Source organism: Stutzerimonas sp. Brlt_14 (genome assembly GCF_051948915.1).
Taxonomy (GTDB): Bacteria; Pseudomonadota; Gammaproteobacteria; order Pseudomonadales; family Pseudomonadaceae; genus Stutzerimonas; species Stutzerimonas stutzeri.
Genome location: NZ_JAYJLM010000005.1, coordinates 227,914 through 250,777 on the forward strand (window position 1 = coordinate 227,914; position 22,864 = coordinate 250,777).

The window sequence follows — 22,864 nt, forward strand, 5'->3', positions numbered from 1 at the left end:
AGCACCCTCGCATTCGTAATGCGAAGGTCGCAGGTTCGACTCCTGTCTCCGGCACCACAGAACTCAAAGCCCGCAGCGATGCGGGCTTTTTTCGTTTATGGGCCCTGTTGGCGTGGCGGCTGGGCTACCGAGCCCTTCGCGTGGTCAGGGCGATGCCGAGTGCGGCCATTGTCAGCAGGGCGGCGACCAGGATCATGACCGTCACGAATGCGCTGTCGAACGCACTTTGTGCCACGCCGATGAGCTGAGCAGCGACGCTGTCGGGCAGGGACTCGGCGGCGATCAGCGCGCCGTCGAGGCTGTCGTGGGCCAGTGCCGGGGCGTCCACACTGGCAGGGGCAGCGAAGGCGCTGGTGTAAACCGCCGACATCACGCTGCCCAGCACCGCGATGCCGAATGCGCCGCCGAGTTCGTACGAAACCTCCTCGATCGAAGCGGCCATGCCGGCGCGGTCTGGCGGAGCATGCAGCAGCATGGCGCTGGAGGCGGCCGTCATCGCCGCACCGACGCCGAAACCGAGCAGGGCGAACGAGACCAGCTGAATCCAGTACGCGGCGCTGTAGCCCAGCAGGTAGAGCAGGGCTCCGGCTGCGGCGAGGCCCAGCGATGCACTGAGAATGCGTTCGGCGCCCAGGCGCGGCAGTGCCAGCCCAGCCAGCGGGCCGGCAATGAAGGCGCCGAGGGGGATTGGCAGGATGGTCAGACCCGCCTGCAGGGGCGACAGGCCTACCACCAGCTGCAGACGCTGGCTGACCGCCAGTTCCATACCCATCAGTGCAGCGGAAGCAATGAGCGCGGTGGCCACACCGGCAGAAAAACTGCGGTCACGGAACAGCGTGAAGTCGATCATGGGAATCGTCGCTCGCCGCTGACGTCGCAGGAAAGCCAGGCTGCAGATCACTGCCGCGATTGCCGCCATACCGGCTTGCAGGAGCGAGAAGTCGGCCTTGCCGGCTTCCTTGATAGCCAGCGTCAGGCCGACCAGGGCGCCCATGATCCACAGCGAGGCGAGCAGGTCGAACGGCCGCTCGGGATTGCCGGGCCTGGTTGGCACCCAGCGCAAGGCGAGAACCAAAGCGAGCAGGACGATGGGCACATTGATGATGAACACCGAGCCCCACCAGAAGTGTTCGAGCAGCACACCGCCGACCACCGGCCCGAAGGCTGCACCACCGGAGGCGATCGCCGCCCAGATGCCGAACGCCAAGGCGCGCTCGCGATCATCGTCGAAAACATGGCGGATGATCGCCAGGGTCGCCGGCATCATCATTGCCGCCCCAACCCCGAGTGCGACGCGTGCCGTGATCAACAGCGCTGGGCTGGGCGAGAAGGCGGCGCCGAGGGAGGCCAGGCCGAACACCACCAGCCCGGCGACGAGCATCCGCTTGTGGCCGAAACGGTCACCCAGCGCTCCCATACCCGGCAGCAGGCCGGCAACGGTGAGAGCGTAGGCGTTGACGATCCACAGTTTTTCGTTGGCCGTGGCACGCAGCTCGTAGGTCAGACTGGGCAGGGCGAGGTAGATTACCGTCATGTCGATGACGATCAGCAGCAGCGCGCTGGACAGGATGCCCAGCACCAGCCAGCGAAGAGGCGATTTCACGAGTCGATCCTTCAGATTGCGGGTGGCAGCGCGATTGGCTGGAGCGTGGTTGTTCCGGCAGAATATAAATACATACGTATTGAATTAAAAGGGGCATCGGTGGGCAGAAAGAAGACGATCGATCGCGAAGCGTTGCTGGATGTGGCCGAGGGCATCGTCAATCGGCAGGGCGCTGCCGCGCTGACCATTGACGCAGTCGCCAAGGCGGCGGGCATTACCAAGGGCGGCGTGCAGTACAGCTTCGGCAGCAAGGACGACCTGATCAATGCCATGTTCGAGCGTTGGGGCCAGGGCTATACGGAACAGTTCCAGCGCATCGCCGGAGACGATCCCGACCCGCTGACGGCCGTGCGCGCCCATGTCGAGGCGACCCGCGCCTCCGATTCGGACGCCGATGCCAAGGCCGCGAGCCTGATGGCGGCGTTGCTGCAGACGCCCGAGCACCTGGCTTCGACCCGCGCCTGGTATCAGGCGCGCCTGGCCGGCCTCGATACGTCCAGCGAGGCGGGCCGGCGGGCGCGGCTGGCCTTTTTTGCCACGGAAGGAATCTTCACGCTGCGCTTCTTTCGCCTGATGGAGATCAGCGAAGAGGAGTGGCGCGACGTGCTTGGTGACATCGCCGCGCTGGTGCGCGCCGACAGCTGATGCTCAAGCGCCGCTGGGCTGCTGACGGAAGTCCTTTGGCGATCGCCCGGTCATTCGCTTGAAGAATCGGGAAAAGTACGCAGGCTCGGAAAATCCAAGTTGATCCGAGATCTGGCTGATGGTCATGGCCGTGTAGATCAGCTCCCGCTTGGCCTCCAGCAACAATCGCTGGTGCAACAACCCCAGGGCGGTGTGACCGGCGAAGCGCCGGGCCAGCGTGTTGAGGTAGGCCGGGCTGATGTCGAGCTGCATGGCATAGGCTTCTACCGAGCGCTGCTGGCGGAAGTCTTGCTCCACCAGGCGTGTGAAACGTGCCAGCAGTTCCTGTCCGCGACTCGGCCGTTGCTCCCGACGCACCAGCAACTGCCGGGCCACCCATACGGCGAGTACCCCCACCAGCGACTGCAGCAACAGCTCCCGGGCCGGTGCGGCGTTGCGGTATTCACTGTCGATCGCCTCGAACAGGGTGTTCAGATAGCGCCGATCGGCACCCGCCAGATGCAAGGCCGGGCTGCGCAACGCGTCCTGCTGGCCATCCAGCGCGGTCTCCAGCTGCCTTAGCAGCGGGCTGGCCAGTGTCAGCACATAGCCTTCTACACGCTCGGAAAAGCGAAAACCATGCACGCACAGCGGCGGCACCACCTGGATCGCCGCCTGCTCGATCCGCGTGCGCTCCCCCTCGATCTCCACTTCAGCCCAACCGCGACGGATATAAAGCAGCTGAGTCAGGTCTGCATGGCGATGCGCGCCGATCTCCCAATCGTGCAGGCGACTGCGCGCGGCGATGGACTCGCAGTGCAGCAGGTCGGGCGTCGGCCAGTCGGCGCCGTCTCCATAGAGCTTGAAGACGGGAATGGTCGTATGGGCGTCGCGGGGCTTCATCGCCAGTGTTCCTGCTGTGCGCTAATCGAACCGAGTTTATGAAAGTCCAATACCCGCACGGCTTCGTCCATTACCGCCGGGTTATCGCGGGTACACCATTGGAGCGTCTCGACAGGGTGCGGCAAGCGGTCGCGCTCGACAATAACAAGTGAGGACCGAGCCATGAAAACAGGTGTCGCCATCATCGGTGCCGGCCCGTCTGGCCTGCTGCTGGGGCAGTTGCTGCACAACGCTGGCATCCCCAACGTCATCATCGAAAGGCAGACGCCCGAGTACGTACTCGGGCGCATCCGCGCCGGGGTACTGGAGCAGGGCATGGTCAATCTGCTGCGTGAGGCGGGGGTGGCCGAGCGCATGGACCGTGAGGGGCAGATTCACGAAGGTGTCGAACTGGCTTTCGGCGAGCGGCGGGTTCGGGTCGATCTGAAGGCGCTGACCGGCGGCGACACCGTGATGGTCTACGGCCAGACCGAAGTCACCCGCGACCTGATGGATGCTCGCAAGGCCAGCGCCGCGCCGATTTTCTATGGCGTACCGGATGTGCAGCTGCACGACCTGAAAGGCGAGGCGCCCTGGGTCAGCTTCACGCTGAATGGCGAGACCGTGCGCCTTGACTGCGACCACATTGCCGGGTGTGACGGCTTCCACGGGGTGTCACGCAGGAGCATTCCGGCAGGTGCACTGACCGAGTTCGAGCGCATCTACCCGTTCGGCTGGCTGGGGCTGCTCAGCGACACACCCCCGGTGGCCGAAGAGCTGATCTACGCCAGCCATGAGCGGGGTTTCGCGCTGTGCAGCATGCGCTCGGCCACCCGCTCGCGCTATTACCTGCAGGTGGGGCTGGAGGAGAAAGTCGAGGACTGGAGCGACCAGCGCTTCTGGGACGAACTCAGGCGGCGCCTGCCGGAGGACGTCGCGGCACGCCTGATCACCGGCCCCTCGCTGGAAAAGAGTATCGCGCCGCTGCGCAGCTTCGTGGTGGAACCGATGCAGTACGGCCACCTGTTTCTGGTCGGCGACGCGGCCCATATCGTCCCGCCGACGGGTGCCAAAGGGCTCAATCTGGCTGCCAGCGATGTCAGCACGCTGTACCGCATCCTGCTCAAGGTGTATCGAGAGGGGCGTGTCGACCTGCTGGAGCGTTATTCGCCGATCTGTCTGCGGCGCATCTGGAAGGCCGAGCGCTTCTCCTGGTGGATGACCGGCCTGCTGCATCGCTTCCCGGATACCGATGCCTTCGCCCGGCGTATTCAGGCGAGCGAGCAGGATTACTTCACCAGCACGCCGGCGGCGCTGACGACCATTGCGGAAAACTATGTGGGGCTGCCCTATGAGGCGGTGCAATAGCGCGAGCGGGAGCGCAGCCAGGGTGGCTGCGCCCGCGGAGATCAGAGGCTGATCGAGATGCCGGCCTGCAGGGTGCGGGGCTCGCCCGGATAGGCCCAGGCGTTCCAGGCGCGTTCCTCGTAGTGCTTGTCGAACACGTTGTTCAGGTTCAGGTTCAGCCGCACGTTTTCGGTAAGCGGGTAATAGGCCAGCAGATCGACCAGGCCGTAGCCGTCCATGTCGAAGGTGTTGTTGCTGGTCTGCCCCTGGCGATCGCTGACGTACTTGAGCCCGACACCGAGGCCGAGGCCGGCCAGGGGGCCGCCGGCGAACTCGTAGGTATCCAGCAGGTTGAAGCTGTGGCGTGGCACGTTACCCAGGCGAGACCCGGACGGCATGCTGGCGCTGGTGCTTTCGGTGACTTCGGCGTCGACATAGGCATAGCCGCCGATCACACGCCACTGCGGGGTGATGTTGCCGGCCAGGTTGATATCGAAGCCGCGGCTGCGCACTTCGCCGGCGGCGACGCTGCGGGTGCTGTCCAGCGGATCGTTGGTCAGCACGTTCTCCTTGACGATATGAAACATCGCCGCGGTCAGGCTCAGGTCACGGTCGGCCATGTCGTACTTGATGCCGACCTCGTGAGCGACGCCTTTTTCCGGGTCGAAGGAATTACCCAGGCGGTCGGCGCCGCGGTTGGGCTTGAACGAGCGCGAGGTGTTGGCGAACACCGCCAGCTCGTCGGTGAGGTCGTAGATCAGCCCGAAGCGCGGGGTGACGGCGTTATGCGCCTGGTCCCAGTTCCCGTTGGGGTTGAGCTTGTCGTTATAGCTCTGCTCGAAGCGCTCGATGCGCGCACCCAGTTGCGCCTTGAGGCGTTCGGTCAGGGCGATCTGGTCTTGGACGAAGAAGGCGTAGGACTCCAGGTTCTCGCTGTCGTGGGTGGTGGTGCGGGTCAGCGCCGGCAACGGCTGGCCGTGTACCGGGTTGTAGATATCTATGGGGTAGGCCCCAGCACCGGGCGAGCGGATGATCAGCGAGTTGTAGTTGAACTTGTCGTACTCCACACCCACCAGCAGGGTATGGGCGAAGCCGGCGAGGTCGAGGTTGCCTTCGGCGTTGGCCTGCGCGTTGACGTCGTTCCAGTTCAGCCAGCGCTCGTTGTAGTTGCGTCCGATGGTCGTGGAGCCTGCAGGCAAGCCGGTGTAGGCGTTGCTGTTGTTCTCCACGGCGCCGCCGTAGATCTCGCCATCGAGGTACTGCACGCCGCCGCGCAGGGTCCAGCTTTCGTTGAGCAGGTGTTCGATGCGCAACTGGGTGCTGGCGTTCTCGTTGGTCAGCTTGCCGGCAGCCTTTTCACCGAGGAAGCGGTCGCGCGGAAGCTTGCCCTGCTGGTTGGCGTAGCGGGTGACCCCGCGGTCGAGCGGGTGGCGGTTGTGCAGATAGTCGCCTTCGAGGGTGATGGCGGTGGCTTCGTTGAGCTGCCAGCGCAGCACGGGAGCGACGTTGTAGCGCTCGCTCTCGACGTCGTCGCGGAAGCTGTCGCCACCTTCGGCTACCAGGTTCAGCCGATAGGCGAAGTCGGCCTGCTCGTCCAGCGCACCGGTGGTGTCGAGGGTGCCGCGACGCAAGCCTTCGCTGTTGACCTGGCTGCCCAGCACGGTGCGGCGCTCGGCCTGCGGCTGCTTGCTGACGATGTTGAAGGTGCCGCCCGGGTCGCTGCGGCCGTAGAGCATGGCGGCCGGGCCGCGCAGCACTTCGATGCGTTCGATGGTGCTGGCGTCGGGCATGTTCGGGTAGCCACGGTTGACTGCGAAACCGTTGCGATAGAACTCCTGGCTGTTGAAGCCGCGAATCAGGAATTCGGTCAGGCCCTGCCCGCCGAAGTTGTTGCCGCGCTCCACGCCGCCGGCGTAGTCGAGCGCATCTTCCAGGCGCACCGCGCCGATGTCCTGTACCACCTGTGCCGGCACCACGCTGATCGATTGCGGCGTGTCATGAATGGCGGTGTCGGTCCGTGTCGCGCTGGCCGAGCGGGTGGCGCGATAGCCTTGTACTGGCCCGTCGGCGCGTTCGGCAGATGCGGTGACCTGCATTTCCTCAAGCGCCAGCGGCGTCGAGGGGGCGTCGTTGGCGTAGGCGGCGAGAGGGCTGGTGAGGGTCGGAACCGCAAGCATCGAGACGATAAGGCGCCGCATCGGAAGATCCTTGAAGGGGAGCGAGGGCGCGCATCCTAATATCAATAACAACTATTATCAAACAGGATATTTTCTCATCTTCATGTGACGAAACCGCTGCGAGACAACAGATGGCGTGCACCGCTCCGTGCACGCTCCGCACGCGAGGTGTCAGCGTTGCGTCAGGACCGTCGGGGGCTGCCTGAATCGCTACGCGGCGGCGACCACAGCGCGGTCACGGCCGGCTCGTTTCGCCTGGTAGAGCGCGGCGTCCGCGGCCTTGAAGGTGGCATCGGCGTTCGGGTAGTCGCCGCTAAAGGCAATGCCGACTGAGGCGGTAACCGTCGTTCCGGTCGGGCTTGTGGTTTGCCGCAGCCGTGTCAGCAGGCGTTCGGCGGCAACGCTGGCACCCGTGGCATCGGTCTCGGGTAGCAGCATCAGGAACTCCTCGCCACCCATACGACAGAGCACATCGGTGGGGCGCGAACATTCACGCATCTCCGCCGCCAGGAAGCGCAGCACTTCGTCACCGACATCGTGGCCGTGCTGGTCGTTGACCTGCTTGAAATGATCGATGTCCAGCGCCAGCGCCGCATAGCCCTGATCGAGCAGTTCGAACTGCTTGAGGGCCAGCTCCAGGCCGCGACGGTTGCGCAGGCCGGTCAGCGGGTCGGTCATGGAGGCTGCCTCCAGTGCGCCCATCTTCTGTTGCAGCAGCGACACGCCGGTCAGCATCGCCACCTTCAGGCGGGCTACTTCGAAGTACCAGGAGTTGACGGTAGAGATGCGCTGCGCGGCCTCTGGCGCACCCCAGTGCTCGGCGGTATCGGCCAGCGCGCGGATTGGTGAGGAGATGAGTTTGGACAGCCACCAGAACACGGCGAGGGAAAGGATGGCGAACGGCACCGCGTTGAGCAGCGTTGCGCGTGCCAGCTGGGTGAGCTTGGCGGTAATGGCGGCCGTGGGACGCTGGGCGATGATGCCCCAGCCGGTGCTCTGGATGGGGGCGTAGCCCGCCAGCATGTCCACGCCACGGGTGTTGATCACCCGCTGGCTGCCTTCCTGGCCTTGCAGCACCTGCTGTACGACAGGATTGCTCGATACATTCTGCCCGACTCGCTCGCTGTCTTCGTGGAATACCAGGTTGCCCTGGGTATCGACGACGTACAGGTACGAGCCGTCGCGGTAGTAATGGACGCCCAGCAGGCCATGCAGTGCGTTGCGTTCACGCAGGAACAGCGAGGCGCTGATGAAGCCTCGATAGCTGCCGTCGGCGCCAAAGATCGGATGGGATATGGCGATCAGGTAGACGCCGTCCGTGGCGGTGTACGGGTCGGTAATCAGCGGGGCGCGTTCGGTCAGCGCGCGGGTCGCACCGACGCTGTTGACCTTCATTCCCACTTTCAAGCTGCTTCCCGGCGAGGCGGAGAGAATCTCCCCGGCGGCGCTGACGATGATGGCTCGACTGAATTGGTCGCTCTTGAGCTTGAGCCGCTTCGTCTCGCTATCGCGGGCCTCGGGATCGTCGAAGCGGGTCGACAGCGTTTCGGCTGCGAAGGCCAGTTCACGGCGGCTGTTCACGAAGAATTGATCGGTCGTGTCGGCCAGCTTGCGGGCATAGGCCCGGTTGGCCTCCAGTGTCTGATCGAACAGCTGGTCGCGCTGGGAACTGTAGCCAGCGAAGAAGCTGTTGGCGAAGGTCAGCAGGCCTGCCACCAGTGCCAGCAGCAGCGTGAGTTTCTGGAGATCCAGCCGGGACATGAAGCTTCCATTCCGGGTCGTGCTTGGCGTCGTCGCCAATGAAGGGTGTGGTAAGACTTCGTGCCGAGAGGAAGCCACTGGCCAGCAATGATACATGACTGTTGCGTCTGACGCGGGGTCGGCCAGCCAGCTGGCGTCGCTGAATGCGCATGGGCTCGGCGCCAGCGGGCTAGATGTGCTGGAGCAGCTGCGCCGTCGGGCGTCCTGCGTCAGCGCTGGTGACGAGCAGGCCGCATCGGCGGCTCAGCCCCGGCACCGACGGCTATCCGCTCAAGCCATTCAACCTGTGCGAACTGAGCGTTCGCATCGAGGCGGCGCTGCGACGGGAGACTTGCGAATGCGCGACGCAAACGGCACCGACGCCCGTCGGTGAATCATCAGAGAGCAGTGGACAGGGTGATCGAGCCGAACTGGTCATGCTCCTTCTGCCCCTGGAATTCGCGACTGCGCCAGACGCTGGCGAACGCCAGCTGCCAGCGACTCCAGGTCAGCGCCACGCCGAGCTTGGCGTCGCCGACCCATTCGCGGCGGTCCACCGAGTGGCTGTCCTCGAACGTGTTGCCGTCCAGCAGCATGTTGTGGGCCATATAGCGACCCTCGAGATCGGCAAAGCCGTACCAGGCGAAGTCGCCGCCCGGGCGGAAGAACTGGCTGCCGCTCTGGGCCGGCGTGACCGCCGGGATGCTGAAGCTGCGTTGCAGGTTCTGCCCCAAGCGCAGGCCCAGTCCGGCCGAGCCATAGCTATAGAGGTTGCCGAGGGCGAAGCCCGCGCTCGGGCCGTATTCCAACTCCAGCCCGGCGAAGCGCTCCTGCAGCCACCAGCGGTGCTGATAGCCCAGATTGACGAAGGGTTCGTTCTCCAGCTGGTTATCCCAGCCGTTGGGCTCGTCGCTGTCGGTCACCTTGTGCACGGCGCGCTGCAAACGCTTGCCGCCGGCGGCCGGGCCGACAATGCCGACATCCAGGTGCAGGCCCTGCGCCGTACGCCAGCCGTCGTGCTGGGTATCGGAAAACATCGACATGCCGGCGAACAGCAGGCCGGCGTAGGGGCGGTCGTCTTCGATCAACGCTCGAGTTTCGATTTCCTCCGGCGTATAGATTTGATGGCCAAAGCGGTAGGCGACGTTGTCGAGGTTGCTCCCCGACCAGCCCGGCAACAGGTCGGCGAAGCGTCGGGTCCAGTTCTGCTCATCCGGCGTGAAGCCCCAGATGACTTCCACGCCGTTGGTGTAATGACCATCGCTGCCGGAGGCGATGATGTCGTTTTCCACCTTGATGGAGAGAATGTCCGCATGGCTGACGGCGGGGGCGGTGACGGATGCGGCGAGCAGGCACAAGCACAGCAAAAAACGAGATTGCATGATTCAACTCCTGGCTTACGTTCTTGTTTGTATGTTCTCTCGGACCATCATCGCTTTCTGCGGTTCGCTTGTCGATCAGCGCACGTCGTTTTCGCCGTTTCTGGCCAGTCCCGCTCTGCTGACCATCTCCTGCCTGGTTTCGCGCAGTTGCTCGGCCAGCGCCATGGAAAAGTCCTGCACGGCGGACCAGCGCAGGTGGATCGCATCGACGAAGGCGGCCGGTGGGGCAACCCATTCGCGATCGGCGTTCCAGTACTGTGCTCCGGCATGCCGAGCCGGCACGCATCGAGATGGCGCAGGCGACCGAGGCACCGACGATTAGCTTCAGGAGCGAGCTGCTGCGTGTTCGACCACCGAATGTGTGCCGGTCCGCTCAGCGGACGCTGCTCAACCCTGCGCTGCTGCGCGCGCGCTGGACGCTTCTCGACGCGGCGGCAGGTGGCTCGACCTTGCGCTGCAGGTGTCGCACGGTGCGCTTGAGGCGCTGCACCTTGTCTTCCAGCTGGAAGACCTTGCGATTGTTGTAGAACATGCCCAGCACGAACCCCACCGAAGTGAAGACCAGGCCATAGATGAGTGCGGCTTCATAGAGATAGCTGGAAAACATCCTGTCATCCTCTGCGGGTTATGGCTCTCGCTCGTCGAGCGAATCAACCCGGAATGGGCTGATGCCAATCTGCCTTTATGTGACAGGGCGCACTTTGAAAACGTTCCCGCTGATGGCTACTCCTTTGGCCCCGGGCATCGCAGCGAACTCTCCGGCAGTGCGGTCGTCCCATTTTTAGACCGCAACACTTCACTGACCGGGGAATCTTCAATGGCCATGCTGGACACCCGCGGCGTCGGGGCTTTTACCTTGCTCAAGCGCACTCTCAAGGAATTCAGCAGCGACGACATGTCGACCTACGCCTCGGCGCTGGCCTATCGGGGGCTGTTCGCCATGTTCCCGTTCCTGGTCTTTCTCATCGCCTTGCTGGGCTTTCTCGACCTGCAGAATTTTTTCGACTGGCTGCGCATGCAAGCGGAGCTGGCGCTGCCGCCGGTGGCAATGGAGCAGATCAATCCGGTCATCGACCAGTTGCAGGAACAGCAGGCCGGCTTGCTGTCGTTCGGTATTCTGGTGGCGTTGTGGACGGCTTCCATCGGCTTTCGCTCGCTGATGAATGCGCTTAACAAGGCTTACGACGTGGAAGAGGGCAGACCCACCTGGAAGCTGATCATTCTGGCGCTGGCCTACACGGCCGGTGTCGCTGTGCTGCTGCTGTTCACCGCGGGGCTGATGGTCATCGGCCCCCAGGCCATGGAATGGCTGGCCGGGCAGGTGGGCATGCGCGAGCTGGTGGTGGTGCTCTGGACCTGGCTGCGCTGGCCGGTGATCGTGCTGATGCTGATGCTGGTGGTCGCGCTGCTCTACTACGTGGCGCCGGACGTGGAGCAGGAGTTCCGTTTCATTACACCCGGCTCGGTGCTGGCCGTGCTGGTGTGGATTCTGGCCTCGGTCGCCTTTGGCGTCTATGTGCAGAACTTCGCCGACTACAACGCGACCTACGGCAGCATCGGCGCGATCATCGTGCTGCTGCTATACCTCTACATATCGGCCGCGGTTCTGCTGTTCGGCGCCGAGCTCAACGCAGTCATCGAGCACGCCTCGGTGGAGGGCAAGGATCCGGGCGACAAGCAGATGGATGGCTGAGCCGCCGTCCGGCGCTCCGCTGCGAACGACCCTTCTACGTGACGGTCATTTATTTCATTACAGAATTATTCCGCAGGGATTGCGGAGCGGGTCGTCGAAGCGTCGGCCTGTCCGGCGAAGACCGGGTTCTGCAACGGGACCGAACGGAGAAGTACCTTGCATATCGCGGACATGACCATGTTCTACGCACCTGCCAGCGGTGGCGTGCGCACCTACCTAGAGGCCAAGCATCGCCGGTTGCAGCTTTACTCGGGCGTGCGTCACAGCATCCTGGTGCCGGGCGGTGACTACAGCCACAACGACGGGCTTTACCAGGTTCCAGCGCCCATCCTGCCGTTTGGCAAGGGCTACCGTTTTCCCATTCGGCGTGCGCCCTGGCGCAACCTGCTGCGCTCACTGCGCCCGGATATGATCGAGGTGGGCGACCCCTACATGACGGCCTGGGCCGCGCTGGACGCCGGGCGCCGGCTTAATGTGCCGGTGATCGGCTTCTACCATTCCGACCTGCCGCTGCTGGTCAGCAATCGTATCGGCAGCTGGTTGGGCACCAATCTCAATGGCTACGTGTCGCGTCTGTATGGCAGTTTCGATCGTGTGCTGGCGCCCAGCGAGGTGATGGCGGACAAGCTGATCCATCTCGGGGTGAAGAATGTGTTCGTGCAGCCGTTGGGCGTCGACCTGGACACCTTCTGCCCCCAGCGTCGCGACCCGGAGGTGCGCCGGGAGCTAGGCCTGGCGGACGACACGCGGCTGATGATCTTCGCCGGACGCGGCTCGCGGGAGAAGAACCTGCATATCCTGCTGGAGACTGCGCGCCAGCTGGGCAAACCGTATCACTTGCTGCTGGTCGGCTCGAGCATGCCGCAACGGGTGCCGAACAATGTCACGGTGATCGATCGCTTCTGCCCAGCCAGTGAGGTGGCGCGCTTCATGGCCAGCAGCGATGTGCTGCTGCACGCTGGCAATCAGGAAACCTTCGGCCTGGTGGCGCTGGAAGCCATGGCGTGCGGTATCCCGGTAGTCGCGGCGCGGGCGGGTGCATTGCCAGAACTGGTGCCCTTCTACAGCGGGCGCCTGTGTCGGCCGCTGGATGCCAGGGCGATGGCGCATACCGTACGCGAGCTGTTCGAAGATGATCCGCGCCTGCTTGGGCAACATGCCCGCCAGCATGTCGAGGCGCACCATGCCTGGGATGCGGTGGTAGCCGGCCTGCTCGCGCATTACCACGCCGTACTGGGCACGGCAGAGCTGCCGGTGGCGGTACATGGCTGAGCGCGCCCTGACCCTGGTGTTGCACGACGTCGCGGCAGAAACCTGGCCCGACTACCGTCCCTTCGTCGAGGCGGTGGATGCCATCGGTGGGGTGCCGATCACCTGGCTGGTGGTACCGGATTTCCATCGGCGCAACCCCCTCGACCAGCAGCCGGAGTTTCGCCGCGTGCTGGATGCGCGCGTGCAGCGCGGCGACGAACTGGTGTTGCACGGTTGCTACCATGCCGACCTCGAACCTGCGCCGAAAACGCCGCGAGACTGGTTCATGCGTCGGGTATACACCCATGAAGGCGAGTTCTACGGGCTGGACGAAAACGCCGCTGGCGAACGCCTGCGGCATGGGATGGCACTGTTCCAGCGCTATCAATGGCCATTGCATGGTTTCGTTGCTCCCGCCTGGTTGATGAGCGAGGGCACCCGACGCGTGCTGGCCGGCAGCGGCTTGGTCTATACCAGCGACCCCCGGCATTTCTATCTATTGCCCGCGTTCACGCCCATTGCCGCGCCCGGCCTGGTCTGGAGTGCCCGTAGCGCCTGGCGGCGCGGTGCGTCCTGGCTGGTCAGCGAGCGGCAGCTGCGGCGCAGCCATGCGGCGCCATTGCTGCGCCTCGGCCTGCATCCCGTGGATATGCGTCACGAGTTTTCCCGTGGCTACTGGCTCGATGTGCTGATGCGGCTATTGCATCAGGGGCGCCGACCGATGACGAAGATCGCTTGGCTGGACCGCTGCCGCTCCACGAGCACCGCCGCATGAATCGACGCTGGTGGCTGTTGGGTGGCGCGCTGCTCGCAGCGGCCATGGTGCCGCTGTTGCTCGGCGGTACCGGCCTGTTCGAGCGGCTGCGCCATTTCCCTGGCAGCCTGTTGGTCACAATGCTCGCCATGGTGCTGGTCGGCTGGAATCTCAATGCGCTGCGCCTGCGCCTGCTGCTGGGGCGGCGCAAGCTGGGCCAGCGGCGTGCCTTCGGGATCGTGGTGGCGACCGAGTTCGCCATCTGTGCGACGCCTGGCGGTGCCGGCGGCCCGCTGACCTTGATGGCGCTGCTGATGCGCCAGGGCGTCGCGCCGGCCAAAGGCACCGCGACCTACGCCGTCGAGCAGCTGAGCGATCTGCTGTTCTTCGCCTGTGCCCTGGTCGGCGTGCTGATCTATGCGCTGACTCATGCCCTGAGCACGCATATCGCCAGCCTGCTGGGCTTCAGTGTGGCCTTGCTGATCGGGGTGATGGCGCTGCTGGCGCTGCTTGGACGCTTCCACCGCCAGGTCTTTCTGCTCAACGGCTGGCTGGTGACGCGGCTCGGCATGAAGGAAACGCGCAAGCGGCGGTGGGCGCGCAAGGTGCTGGGCTTTCGCAACGCGCTGGTGGACTGCTTCCGTCTGCCACGGCGAATCCTGCTTGCGGTTTTCGGGCTGACCACGCTGCACTGGCTGCTGCGCTTCAGCGTGCTCTACCTGACCCTCCAGGGGTTGGGAAGCGAACTGGCCTGGGCCTGGACCTTCCTCGTGCAACTGCTCGCGCTCACCGCCGGCCAGGTCAGCCTGCTCCCCGGCGGGGCCGGCAGCGCCGAGCTGGCCTCGGCGGCGCTGCTGACGCCCATGGTGGGCAAGTCGACCACGGCCGCGGCGATTCTGATCTGGCGGTTCGTGACCTATTACTTCTACCTGATCGTCGGCGCACCGGTATTCCTGCAGCTGGCAGGGCGGCCGCTGTTGCGCCGGCTGATGCCGTCGCGGCATGCCTGAGCGGCTCTAGCCCGATGGCCGGGAGAAACTAACGCTTCGCTCGGGCGGTCCACCCTATGTCATCAATGAAGAAGCGAGGATCACGCCATGAGCAGTACCGAAGACAAGGTCAAGGGCAACACCAACGAAGCCGTAGGCAAGATCAAGCAAGGTGTGGGCGAAGCGACCGACAACCAGCGTCTGAAAGGCGAGGGCCAGCGTCAGGAAGTCAAGGGCGAGGCTCAGCAGGTCAAGGGTGATGTCAAAGACACCCTGAAAAAGGGCATCGACAAGGCCTGAACGGCTTGCCCCACAAATGAAAATGCCCGCATCGAGCGGGCATTTTTTTAAGCGGTGGTGCGCGATCAGCGCTCCAGGTACTGCAGCTTGTCCTTCACGCCGTCCCACTCTTCGGCATCGGCCAGCGCATCCTTCTTCTCGGTGATGTTCGGCCAGACTTCCGCCAGATCCGCGTTCAGCTCGATGAACTCCTGCTGGTCTTCCGGTACCTCGTCCTCGGAGAAGATCGCCTGGGCCGGGCACTCGGGCTCACAGAGGGCGCAGTCGATGCACTCGTCCGGGTGAATCACCAGAAAGTTCGGGCCTTCGTAGAAGCAGTCCACCGGGCAGACTTCCACGCAATCGGTGTATTTGCACTTGATGCAGTTGTCGGTGACGACGAAGGTCATGTCTAGCTATCTCCTCAGGCGTGTCAGGTAGGCGTTACGGTGACGCCCCTGCGAGTAGGCGGCACAGGCAAATGCCGCTTATCAAAAAAATGCGCGCGATTCTAGCAGCTTTCGCGGCGTATCAAATGCGTGATTTCAAGCTGTATAGCAGCTCCAGCGCCTGGCGCGGCGTTACATCATCGGGATTGATCCGCCCCAATTCCTCGAGCACCGGATGCGGCAGGCTGGCGAACAGGTCGCTCTGCATGGGCGGCGCTGGCTGGCCGGGTGCCATTCTCGGCGCTTCGTGGGGCAGGCTGGTGGTTTCCAGGCGCGACAGATGGTCGCGTGCACGCTGGATGACTTCGCCCGGCACGCCTGCCAGTTGCGCCACCGCCAGGCCGTAACTCTGGCTCGCCGGACCGGGTAGCACGTGGTGCAGGAAGACGATGCGCTCGTTGTGCTCGGTGGCCGAGAGGTGCACGTTGGCCACCACCGGCTCGCTTTCCGGCAGCACGGTCAGTTCGAAGTAGTGGGTGGCAAACAGCGTGAAGGCGCGCAGCCGGGCCAGCTGTTCGGCGGCGGCCCAGGCCAGCGACAGGCCATCGAAGGTGCTGGTACCGCGGCCCACTTCGTCCATCAGGACGAGGCTGCGGTCGCTGGCGTTGTGCAGGATGTTGGCGGTTTCGCTCATTTCCACCATGAAGGTGGAGCGCCCGCCGGCGAGGTCGTCCGACGAGCCGATGCGGGTGAAGATACGGTCCACCAGCGAGAGCTCGCAGGCAGCCGCCGGGACGAAGCTGCCGATCTGCGCCAGCAGCACGATCAGCGCGGTCTGGCGCATGTAGGTGGACTTACCGCCCATGTTCGGCCCGGTGATGACCAGCATGCGGGTGGCGTCGTCGAGGGCGAGATCGTTGGCGACGAAAGGCGTCTCCAATACCTGCTCCACCACGGGGTGACGGCCCTGCTCGATGCGCAGGCAGGGTTGCTCGACGAAGCGCGGGCGGTTCAGATCGAGATTCAGCGCCCGCTCGGCGAGGTTGCTCAGCACGTCCAGTTCGGCCAGTGCGGCGGCACTTTCCTGTAGCGGTGCCAGGTGGCCGATGAGCATTTCCAGCAGCTCGTCATACAGCAGCTTCTCGCGGGCCAGGGCACGGCTCTTGGCCGATAGCGCCTTGTCCTCGAACTCTTTGAGTTCCGGGGTGATGAAGCGCTCGGCGCCCTTGAGCGTCTGCCGGCGGATGTAGTCGGCCGGCGCCGATTCGGCCTGCTTGCTCGGCAGCTCGATGAAGTAGCCGTGCACGCGGTTGTAGCCGACCTTGAGGTTGGCCAGCCCGGTGCGCGCTTTCTCGCGGGTCTCCAGATCCATCAGGTACTGGCCGGCGTTCTCGGAGAGCGACTGCAGTTCGTCCAGCTCGGCGTCGTAGCCGGTCTTGAGCACACCGCCGTCGCGGATCACCGCGGGCGGATTGTCGATGATGGCGCGCGCCAGCAGGTCGGCCAGTTCCGGGTAGGTGCCGATGCTTTTCGCCAGTCCGAGCAGATGCGGGGCCACCAGATCCTGCATGCCGGCCTGCAGCTGCGGTAACGCAGCGAGCGCGTCGCGCAGGCGCGCCAGGTCGCGCGGACGGGCATTGCGCAGGCCGATACGGGCGAGGATGCGTTCCAGGTCACCGATGTCCTTGAGCTGCGGCTGCAGCTGTTCGAAGCGGTAGTGCTCGAGCAGGCAGGTGATCGAGTCCTGGCGTGCTTCGAGGATTTCGCGGTTGCGCAGCGGGCGATTCAGCCAGCGGGTCAGCAGGCGCGAGCCCATGGCGGTCTGGCAGCGGTCCATGACCGATTGCAGTGTGTTCTCGCGGCCACCGGCCAGGTTGACGTCCAGCTCCAGGTTGCGCCGGCTGGCACCGTCGAGGATCACCGTGTCATCGAGGCGCTCGTGGCGCAGGCTGCGCAGGTGGGGCAGGGCGGTGCGCTGGGTTTCCTTGGCGTAGGCGAGCAGGCAGCCGGCGGCGCCGATGGCCAGGGTCAGGTTCTCGCAGCCGAAGCCCTTGAGGTCCTGAGTGGAGAATTGCTGGCAGAGGCTCTTGAAGGCCGAGTCGCGATCGAAATCCCAGGGCGCGCGACGGCGCACACCGCGGCGTTTCTCCAGCGGCAGGCCCTGCGGCCAATCGTCGGGGATCAGCAGCTCGGCTGGGCTCAAACGCTCCAGTTCGGCGAGCAGGGTCTCCCAGCCCTTGAGTTCCTGCACGCTGAAACGGCCGCTGGCGATATCCAGCACCGACAGGCCGAACAGCTTCTCGTCGCCGACTACCGCCGCCAGCAGGTTGTCGCGGCGCTCGTCGAGCAGCGCTTCGTCGCTCACCGTGCCCGGCGTGATGATGCGTACCACCTGGCGTTCCACCGGCCCCTTGCTGGTGGCCGGGTCGCCGATCTGCTCGCAGATCACTACCGATTCGCCAAGCTTGACCAGTCGCGCCAGGTAGCCCTCGGCGGAGTGGAACGGAATGCCGGCCATGGGTATCGCCGTGCCCGCCGACTGACCGCGCGCAGTCAGGGTGATGTCGAGCAGCGCGGCGGCTTTCTTGGCGTCGTCGTAGAACAGCTCATAGAAGTCGCCCATGCGGTAGAACATCAGCTGGTCCGGATGCTCACGCTTGAGCTTCCAGTACTGTTGCATCATGGGCGTATGGGCGGAGAGATCGGCGTTGGACTTGGTCATCGGCGTGGGTGTGGTTCGTTGAGGGCGCAGGCATTGGCAGCGGGTCAGCTGCCGAACGGAAACGAGGGCGCAGCTGAAAACCGGCAAGGTTAACACGCAGCCGTGGCAGTCAGCAGGTTGCTCGCCTGTCCATCGCGCCTCGCGGGCGCCGGCATGTCATCTGTCGGGCGGCCGCCGGAATGCGTTGACAAGCGAACCGGCACTGTCTGATAACTCAGCCCCGTCGGATGGCTGCAGTGCGCTGTTGCGCAGCCTGCGTTCTGCCGTTCGATTCCTTCCGATCTCGCATCTACCCAGGCGCCCAGTGCCTGTCGCGGTAGCCTGCCTGATCGCCGCTCCCGTCTCGCCATCGTCCCGGCTGCCGTCGATCCGCTGCGGCGGCGAGCGCTTGCGTGTGCACTCTCGCGTCAGTTTCTGCAGTAACTCTGGCGACATTTATCCCTCTCCGGCCAAAGTGAGCAGCAGACATGTCCCGACTAATCGGTCTCGATGCCCTGCGCGGCGTAGCGGCATTGTGCGTCGCCTATTCCCATCTGATTGCAAAAATGAAGCGTGACGGCCAGCTCGACGAGATGGGCGCCCAGTTGTTTCTTGTCAGCAAGGCTGTACTGGATGTTGGCAAGGTCAGCGTACTGGTGCTGTTCGCGCTGAGCGGCTATTTCGTCATGGCCGCGTTGTACAAGAGCCGCGGCCGATACGAGCGGCCAATCACGGCCTTCGCCTATCAGCGCTTCTTCCGGCTCTTTCCGCTGTACTGGCTGTCGCTGATCCTCGGGGTGATGTTTCCCTGGGATGATCCGGCAAAGGCGTTCAGCCTTGCGGTCATCGCCATCAACGCGACGATGCTGCAGGGGTTCGTCTTCGTCGAGAACGTCATCGGCCTGTATTGGACGTTGCAGATCGAGATCACCTTCTACGTGCTCTGCATCCTGCTGTTCGCGCTGCGCCTGGGGGGCTCGGTACGGCGAGATCTGTTCTTTCTGCTGGCGCAATACGTTTTCACGCTGCTGCTCGCCGCCATGCGCTACAAGCTCCAGTTGAAGCTGCCCGTGGCCTTGCCGCTGATGCTCAGCGTGTGTTTCCTCGGCGCGCTATGGCGGGCGTCCGATAACGGCCGATGTCCCGAAACCGGGCGTTACGCACGTATCGCGGTGGTGGCGTTCTACCTGTTCCTGCTACCGATCTGCGTGCTCGCCTATTCGCGCGATACCGGATTCGGCGAGACCTGGTATCGCTACTTCATCAGTTACAGCGTGGCCCTCGCCGTGTTCCTTGGTGCGAGTCGCATCGCCGGTATCCGGCTGCGCTGGCTCGCGCCGCTCGGTGGGATCGGCTACATCGTCTTCCTGGCCCATCCGTCGGTGTTCGCCCTCGCCGAGCGGCTGGGCTTCGGCGCGGGCGATCTGGCGCTGCCGGGACCGTTGTACATTGCGCTGATGCTGGCTGTGCTGACCTGCTTTGCATTCTTCGTCAAGCGCACGCTGGCCGATCCGATTCAGCGCTATGGCGACGCCGTGGTGAGGCGTCGCGGCCGACGTCTGCGTGAAGACGCTGCCATCGGGATTCGCCAGGACGCCTGAGCCGTTCGGTCTTTCACGCCATTCGCCCGATGGCAGGGGGGACGGGCTGAACTCGACAGCGGGCTGGTGTAGGGTAACTGCCACTTTGCATGTTGCCGGGGTGTCGATGAATCTCACTGAATTGGCCGCACGATTGGGCGAGGCTCTGCATCGGTTGGGCGCGCAGGTCACTACCGCGGAATCCTGCACCGGCGGCGGCATCGCCGAGGCCATCACCCGCATAGCCGGCAGCTCGGCCTGGTTCGAGGCGGGCTACGTCACCTATTCCAACGCGCAGAAAACCCGCCAGCTAGGCGTGCCGGCGGCGCTGTTCGATCAGGTCGGCGCCGTAAGCCGCGAAGTGGTGCAGGCGATGGCACGAGGCGCTCAGCAGAACAGCGAGGCGCGCTTCGCCGTGGCCGTCAGCGGCGTCGCCGGGCCGGGCGGCGGGTCGTCGGAAAAGCCGGTGGGGACAGTCTGGATCGCCTGGGCCGATGGGCCTGATCTGCATACCGAACGCTACCTGTTCAGCGGCGATCGCCAGGCCGTGCGCGAGCAGACCGTCGCTGCCGCCCTGTGCGGCTTGCTCGCGCTGACCGTCGGAGAAAAACCGGTTCGGGGCTAGGCGAGCTAAATTGCCTATGTTCTAATACTGTCTACTTATACAGTTGTTGTGGCCTCCGGCCCTCTTGATCAAGTGAGGATTCGATGGACGAGAACAAGAAGCGCGCCTTGGCTGCAGCCCTGGGCCAGATTGAAAAGCAGTTCGGCAAGGGTGCAGTGATGCGCATGGGCGATCACGATCGCCAGGCGATCCCGGCCATCTCTACCGGCTCGCTGGGTCTGGACATCGCGCTGGGCATTGGCGGCCTGCCGAAGGGCCGGATCGTCGAGATCTACGGTCCGGAATCGTCCGGTAAGACCACTCTGACGCTGTCGGTGATTGCCGAAGCGCAGAAGATGGGTGCCACCTGTGCCTTCGTCGACGCCGAGCACGCGCTCGACCCGGACTACGCCGGCAAGCTGGGCGTGAATGTCGATGACCTGCTGGTTTCGCAGCCGGATACCGGCGAACAGGCTCTGGAAATCACCGACATGCTGGTGCGCTCCAACGCGGTCGACGTGATCATCGTCGACTCCGTGGCCGCGCTGGTGCCCAAGGCCGAAATCGAAGGCGAGATGGGCGATGCCCACGTCGGCCTGCAGGCCCGTCTGATGTCCCAGGCACTGCGCAAGATCACCGGCAACATCAAGAACGCCAACTGCCTGGTCATCTTCATCAACCAGATCCGCATGAAGATCGGCGTGATGTTCGGCAGCCCAGAAACCACCACCGGTGGTAACGCGCTGAAGTTCTACGCCTCGGTTCGTCTGGATATCCGTCGTACCGGCGCGGTGAAGGAAGGCGACGAGGTGGTCGGCAGCGAAACCCGCGTCAAGGTGGTGAAGAACAAGGTGGCCCCGCCGTTCCGTCAGGCCGAGTTCCAGATCCTCTACGGCAAGGGCATCTACCGCAACGGCGAGATCATCGACCTCGGCGTGCAGCAGGGGCTGGTGGAGAAGTCCGGCGCCTGGTACGCCTACAAAGGCAACAAGATCGGCCAGGGCAAGGCCAACGCCGCCAAGTTCCTGGAAGACAACCCGGAAATCGGTCGCGAAATCGAACAGCAGATCCGCGACAAGCTGCTGGTGGTTTCCGGTGGTAGCAGCAAGGCGAACGTGGTCAGCGAAGACCTGGTCGACGCCGATCTCTGATTCCCCATGGCCGCCGTGCTCGATAACCCCGTCGCGGTGCGGCGGGCAGCCATGGACCTGCTGGCTCGCCGCGAACATGGTCGTGTCGAGCTGGCCCGCAAGTTGCGCCAGCGTGGCGCCCCGCCTGATCTGATCGAACAGGCTCTGGATCGCCTCTGCGAACAGGGCCTGCTGTCGGAATCCCGTTACCTCGAAAGTTTCGTCAGAAGTCGAGCCAACGCCGGCTATGGGCCGTTGCGCATCCGTGAAGAGCTTGCGCAGCGCGGATTGCCACGCGCGGATATCGAGCAGGCGTTGCGCGACAGTGGCTTCGACTGGAGCGAGCAGCTGCGAGAGCTGTGGCAACGCAAGTTCGCCGGAAGCCTGCCGGCGGATGCGCGGGAGCGCGCCAAGCAGGGGCGCTTTCTCAGCTATCGCGGCTATCCGCTGGAGTTGATCAGCCGCCTGTTGCGAGGCAATGGTTCGGCTGATTGATCGCTGGGTTCGAGCGCAGGCGTGCCTGATGCGGTTTCGCAGTTCGACAGAGCTGAGCCGTGGCGCTGGCGCGCCCTCAGTCCTCGTTGTCCAGCGGCCGCACCCAGTTGGCCGGTTCGTTGACGTAATCGGTGAGCTCGCGCAATCGACCATGGTTGCGGCCGTTGAATACGAAGCTCAAACGCGGCAGTCGCTGCAGTTCCGGTTCGTCCAGTTCGGACTCACAGCAGTTCTGCTGTTCGAACGAGCCTGTCAGGCACAGGTCGACGAATTCCTCGTTCAGGTATTCCATGGCCTGTTCGTTGAGCTTGTGGTTCAGGCGTAGAACGAAGCGATCCTTCAACCAGCGGCTGGAGTGGAAGTTGCGGTAGAAGTTGGCGATCTCCTTCGCCGCCTCGTTGGCATCATCCACCAGGCGCATCAGACACATGTCGCTGGGCAGGATGTAGCGATTCTCTTCCAACTGGCCGCGCATGAAGCGCAGTGCATCCTTCCAGTAAGTGCCACCGGGTTCGTCGAGCAGCACGACGGGCACCAGTGGGCTCTTGCCGGTCTGGATCAGTGTCAGCACTTCGAGTGCCTCGTCCAGGGTGCCGAACCCGCCAGGGCAGAGCACCAGGGCATCCGCCTCCTTGATGAAGAACAGCTTGCGGACGAAGAAGAAGTGGAACGAGAGCAGGTTTTCGGTACCGCCAACCGTCGGGTTGGGGTGCTGCTCGAACGGCAGGGTGATGTTCAGGCCCAGGCTGTTGTCGCGACCGGCCCCTTCGTGGGCGGCCGCCATGATGCCGCCACCGGCACCGGTGATGACCATGAAGTTGTAGTGCGCAAGCGTGGCGCCCAGCTGACGCGCCAGGGCGTACAACGGATGTTCGACCGGTGTGCGCGCGGAACCGAATACCGTGACCTTGCGCCGGCGCTTGAACTGATCGAGACGGCTGAATGCATGCTCCATCTCGCGCATGGTCTGCAGCAGGATCTTGGCGTCCCAGCGGCTGCGATCGGCCTGCGCCATGCGTGTGACGGTCACCAGCATTTCCCGATACAGCGGCAGGTTGGGACTGTTGGCCGGAACGACCATGGCCGCCAGCTCATCGATCTTGCTCTCCAGTTCGGCGCCGCTGGTTTGGAAGTGTCGCGACAGATAGTCATCCGGATCAAAGGACATACAACATCTCCATGTATGGGCGTCGCGTTCAGGCTATAGGCTGCGGCCGGTGGGCTCAAGCATTGGCGGCCGCTGG

General features: G+C 64.2%; 20 protein-coding genes and 1 pseudogene. 11 read left to right on the forward strand and 10 right to left on the reverse strand.

The window, feature by feature from the left end; translation table 11 throughout:
• Positions 1-124: 124 nt before the first annotated feature.
• Positions 125-1,618 (reverse strand): MFS transporter, encoded by a 1,494-nt coding sequence (locus VF716_RS14225; RefSeq protein ID WP_440552786.1) that lies wholly within the window; start codon positions 1,616-1,618, stop codon positions 125-127.
• Positions 1,619-1,702: 84 nt separating this feature from the next.
• Between VF716_RS14225 and VF716_RS14230 the strand changes: the two genes are divergently transcribed.
• The gene (locus VF716_RS14230; RefSeq protein ID WP_270066683.1) at positions 1,703-2,248 is read left to right on the forward strand and encodes a TetR/AcrR family transcriptional regulator; all 546 of its coding nucleotides are present in this window, start codon (positions 1,703-1,705) and stop codon (positions 2,246-2,248) included.
• Positions 2,249-2,251: 3 nt separating this feature from the next.
• Here VF716_RS14230 and VF716_RS14235 read toward each other — a convergent pair whose 3' ends face one another.
• Positions 2,252-3,130, reverse strand: a complete 879-nt coding sequence (locus VF716_RS14235; protein ID WP_283258948.1) for a helix-turn-helix domain-containing protein — start codon at positions 3,128-3,130, stop codon at positions 2,252-2,254.
• Positions 3,131-3,292: 162 nt separating this feature from the next.
• Here VF716_RS14235 and pobA point away from each other — a divergent pair, with 162 nt between their 5' ends.
• Complete coding sequence (gene pobA, locus VF716_RS14240) at positions 3,293-4,477, forward strand: 4-hydroxybenzoate 3-monooxygenase (protein ID WP_186416497.1); 1,185 nt, start codon at positions 3,293-3,295, stop codon at positions 4,475-4,477.
• 41 nt (positions 4,478-4,518) lie between these two features.
• On the opposite strand, the gene VF716_RS14245 is transcribed toward pobA, so the two are convergent.
• The 5 genes and pseudogenes from VF716_RS14245 to VF716_RS14265 form a co-directional block, all read right to left on the reverse strand.
• Positions 4,519-6,654 (reverse strand): TonB-dependent siderophore receptor, encoded by a 2,136-nt coding sequence (locus tag VF716_RS14245; RefSeq protein WP_283258947.1) that lies wholly within the window; start codon positions 6,652-6,654, stop codon positions 4,519-4,521.
• Positions 6,655-6,843: 189 nt separating this feature from the next.
• On the reverse strand, positions 6,844-8,394 hold the full coding sequence (locus VF716_RS14250; protein ID WP_125871116.1) for a sensor domain-containing diguanylate cyclase: 1,551 nt from the start codon (positions 8,392-8,394) through the stop codon (positions 6,844-6,846).
• A gap of 377 nt (positions 8,395-8,771) precedes the next feature.
• Positions 8,772-9,755 carry a lipid A deacylase LpxR family protein gene (locus VF716_RS14255; RefSeq protein WP_020307382.1) on the reverse strand — a complete coding sequence of 328 codons (984 nt, stop codon included), beginning with the start codon at positions 9,753-9,755 and terminating at the stop codon, positions 8,772-8,774.
• Between the two features lie 75 nt (positions 9,756-9,830).
• Positions 9,831-10,031 (reverse strand): annotated as a pseudogene (locus VF716_RS14260) (hypothetical protein); the annotation flags it as partial.
• Between the two features lie 97 nt (positions 10,032-10,128).
• Complete coding sequence (locus VF716_RS14265) at positions 10,129-10,362, reverse strand: hypothetical protein (RefSeq protein ID WP_015277635.1); 234 nt, start codon at positions 10,360-10,362, stop codon at positions 10,129-10,131.
• A gap of 210 nt (positions 10,363-10,572) precedes the next feature.
• Between VF716_RS14265 and VF716_RS14270 the strand changes: the two genes are divergently transcribed.
• The 5 genes from VF716_RS14270 to VF716_RS14290 all read left to right on the forward strand — a co-directional run bounded on the left by VF716_RS14270 (position 10,573) and on the right by VF716_RS14290 (position 14,742).
• Positions 10,573-11,448 (forward strand): YihY/virulence factor BrkB family protein, encoded by an 876-nt coding sequence (locus VF716_RS14270; protein WP_013982294.1) that lies wholly within the window; start codon positions 10,573-10,575, stop codon positions 11,446-11,448.
• Between the two features lie 156 nt (positions 11,449-11,604).
• Complete coding sequence (locus VF716_RS14275) at positions 11,605-12,720, forward strand: glycosyltransferase family 4 protein (RefSeq protein WP_020307387.1); 1,116 nt, start codon at positions 11,605-11,607, stop codon at positions 12,718-12,720.
• The gene (locus VF716_RS14280) at positions 12,713-13,474 is read left to right on the forward strand and encodes a DUF2334 domain-containing protein (RefSeq protein ID WP_011912665.1); all 762 of its coding nucleotides are present in this window, start codon (positions 12,713-12,715) and stop codon (positions 13,472-13,474) included. Before VF716_RS14275 ends, VF716_RS14280 begins: the two co-directional genes overlap by 8 nt.
• Positions 13,471-14,463, forward strand: a complete 993-nt coding sequence (locus VF716_RS14285; protein WP_011912666.1) for a lysylphosphatidylglycerol synthase transmembrane domain-containing protein — start codon at positions 13,471-13,473, stop codon at positions 14,461-14,463. The genes VF716_RS14280 and VF716_RS14285 overlap by 4 nt, the downstream gene beginning before the upstream one ends.
• 87 nt (positions 14,464-14,550) lie before the next feature.
• Positions 14,551-14,742 (forward strand): CsbD family protein, encoded by a 192-nt coding sequence (locus tag VF716_RS14290; RefSeq protein ID WP_013982298.1) that lies wholly within the window; start codon positions 14,551-14,553, stop codon positions 14,740-14,742.
• A gap of 65 nt (positions 14,743-14,807) precedes the next feature.
• Here VF716_RS14290 and fdxA read toward each other — a convergent pair whose 3' ends face one another.
• Positions 14,808-15,131: a ferredoxin FdxA gene (fdxA, locus tag VF716_RS14295; RefSeq protein WP_003285709.1), complete on the reverse strand. Its 324-nt coding sequence runs from the start codon at positions 15,129-15,131 to the stop codon at positions 14,808-14,810.
• Positions 15,132-15,252: 121 nt separating this feature from the next.
• The gene (gene mutS / locus VF716_RS14300; protein WP_014596278.1) at positions 15,253-17,832 is read right to left on the reverse strand and encodes a DNA mismatch repair protein MutS; all 2,580 of its coding nucleotides are present in this window, start codon (positions 17,830-17,832) and stop codon (positions 15,253-15,255) included.
• A gap of 467 nt (positions 17,833-18,299) precedes the next feature.
• On the opposite strand from mutS, the gene VF716_RS14305 reads away from it, so the two are divergent.
• The 4 genes from VF716_RS14305 to recX all read left to right on the forward strand — a co-directional run bounded on the left by VF716_RS14305 (position 18,300) and on the right by recX (position 21,620).
• Positions 18,300-19,412 carry an acyltransferase family protein gene (locus VF716_RS14305; RefSeq protein WP_014596279.1) on the forward strand — a complete coding sequence of 371 codons (1,113 nt, stop codon included), beginning with the start codon at positions 18,300-18,302 and terminating at the stop codon, positions 19,410-19,412.
• 106 nt (positions 19,413-19,518) lie between these two features.
• The gene (locus VF716_RS14310; protein WP_014596280.1) at positions 19,519-20,016 is read left to right on the forward strand and encodes a CinA family protein; all 498 of its coding nucleotides are present in this window, start codon (positions 19,519-19,521) and stop codon (positions 20,014-20,016) included.
• Positions 20,017-20,099: 83 nt separating this feature from the next.
• Positions 20,100-21,146, forward strand: coding sequence for a recombinase RecA (recA, locus tag VF716_RS14315; RefSeq protein WP_014596281.1), 1,047 nt, complete (start codon positions 20,100-20,102; stop codon positions 21,144-21,146).
• A gap of 6 nt (positions 21,147-21,152) precedes the next feature.
• Positions 21,153-21,620: a recombination regulator RecX gene (gene recX, locus VF716_RS14320; protein WP_013982303.1), complete on the forward strand. Its 468-nt coding sequence runs from the start codon at positions 21,153-21,155 to the stop codon at positions 21,618-21,620.
• A gap of 76 nt (positions 21,621-21,696) precedes the next feature.
• Here the strand turns inward: recX and VF716_RS14325 are convergent, their stop codons facing one another.
• Entirely contained in the window at positions 21,697-22,788 is a 1,092-nt protein-coding gene (locus VF716_RS14325) for an LOG family protein (protein WP_020308684.1), read from the reverse strand.
• Positions 22,789-22,864 lie beyond the last annotated feature (76 nt).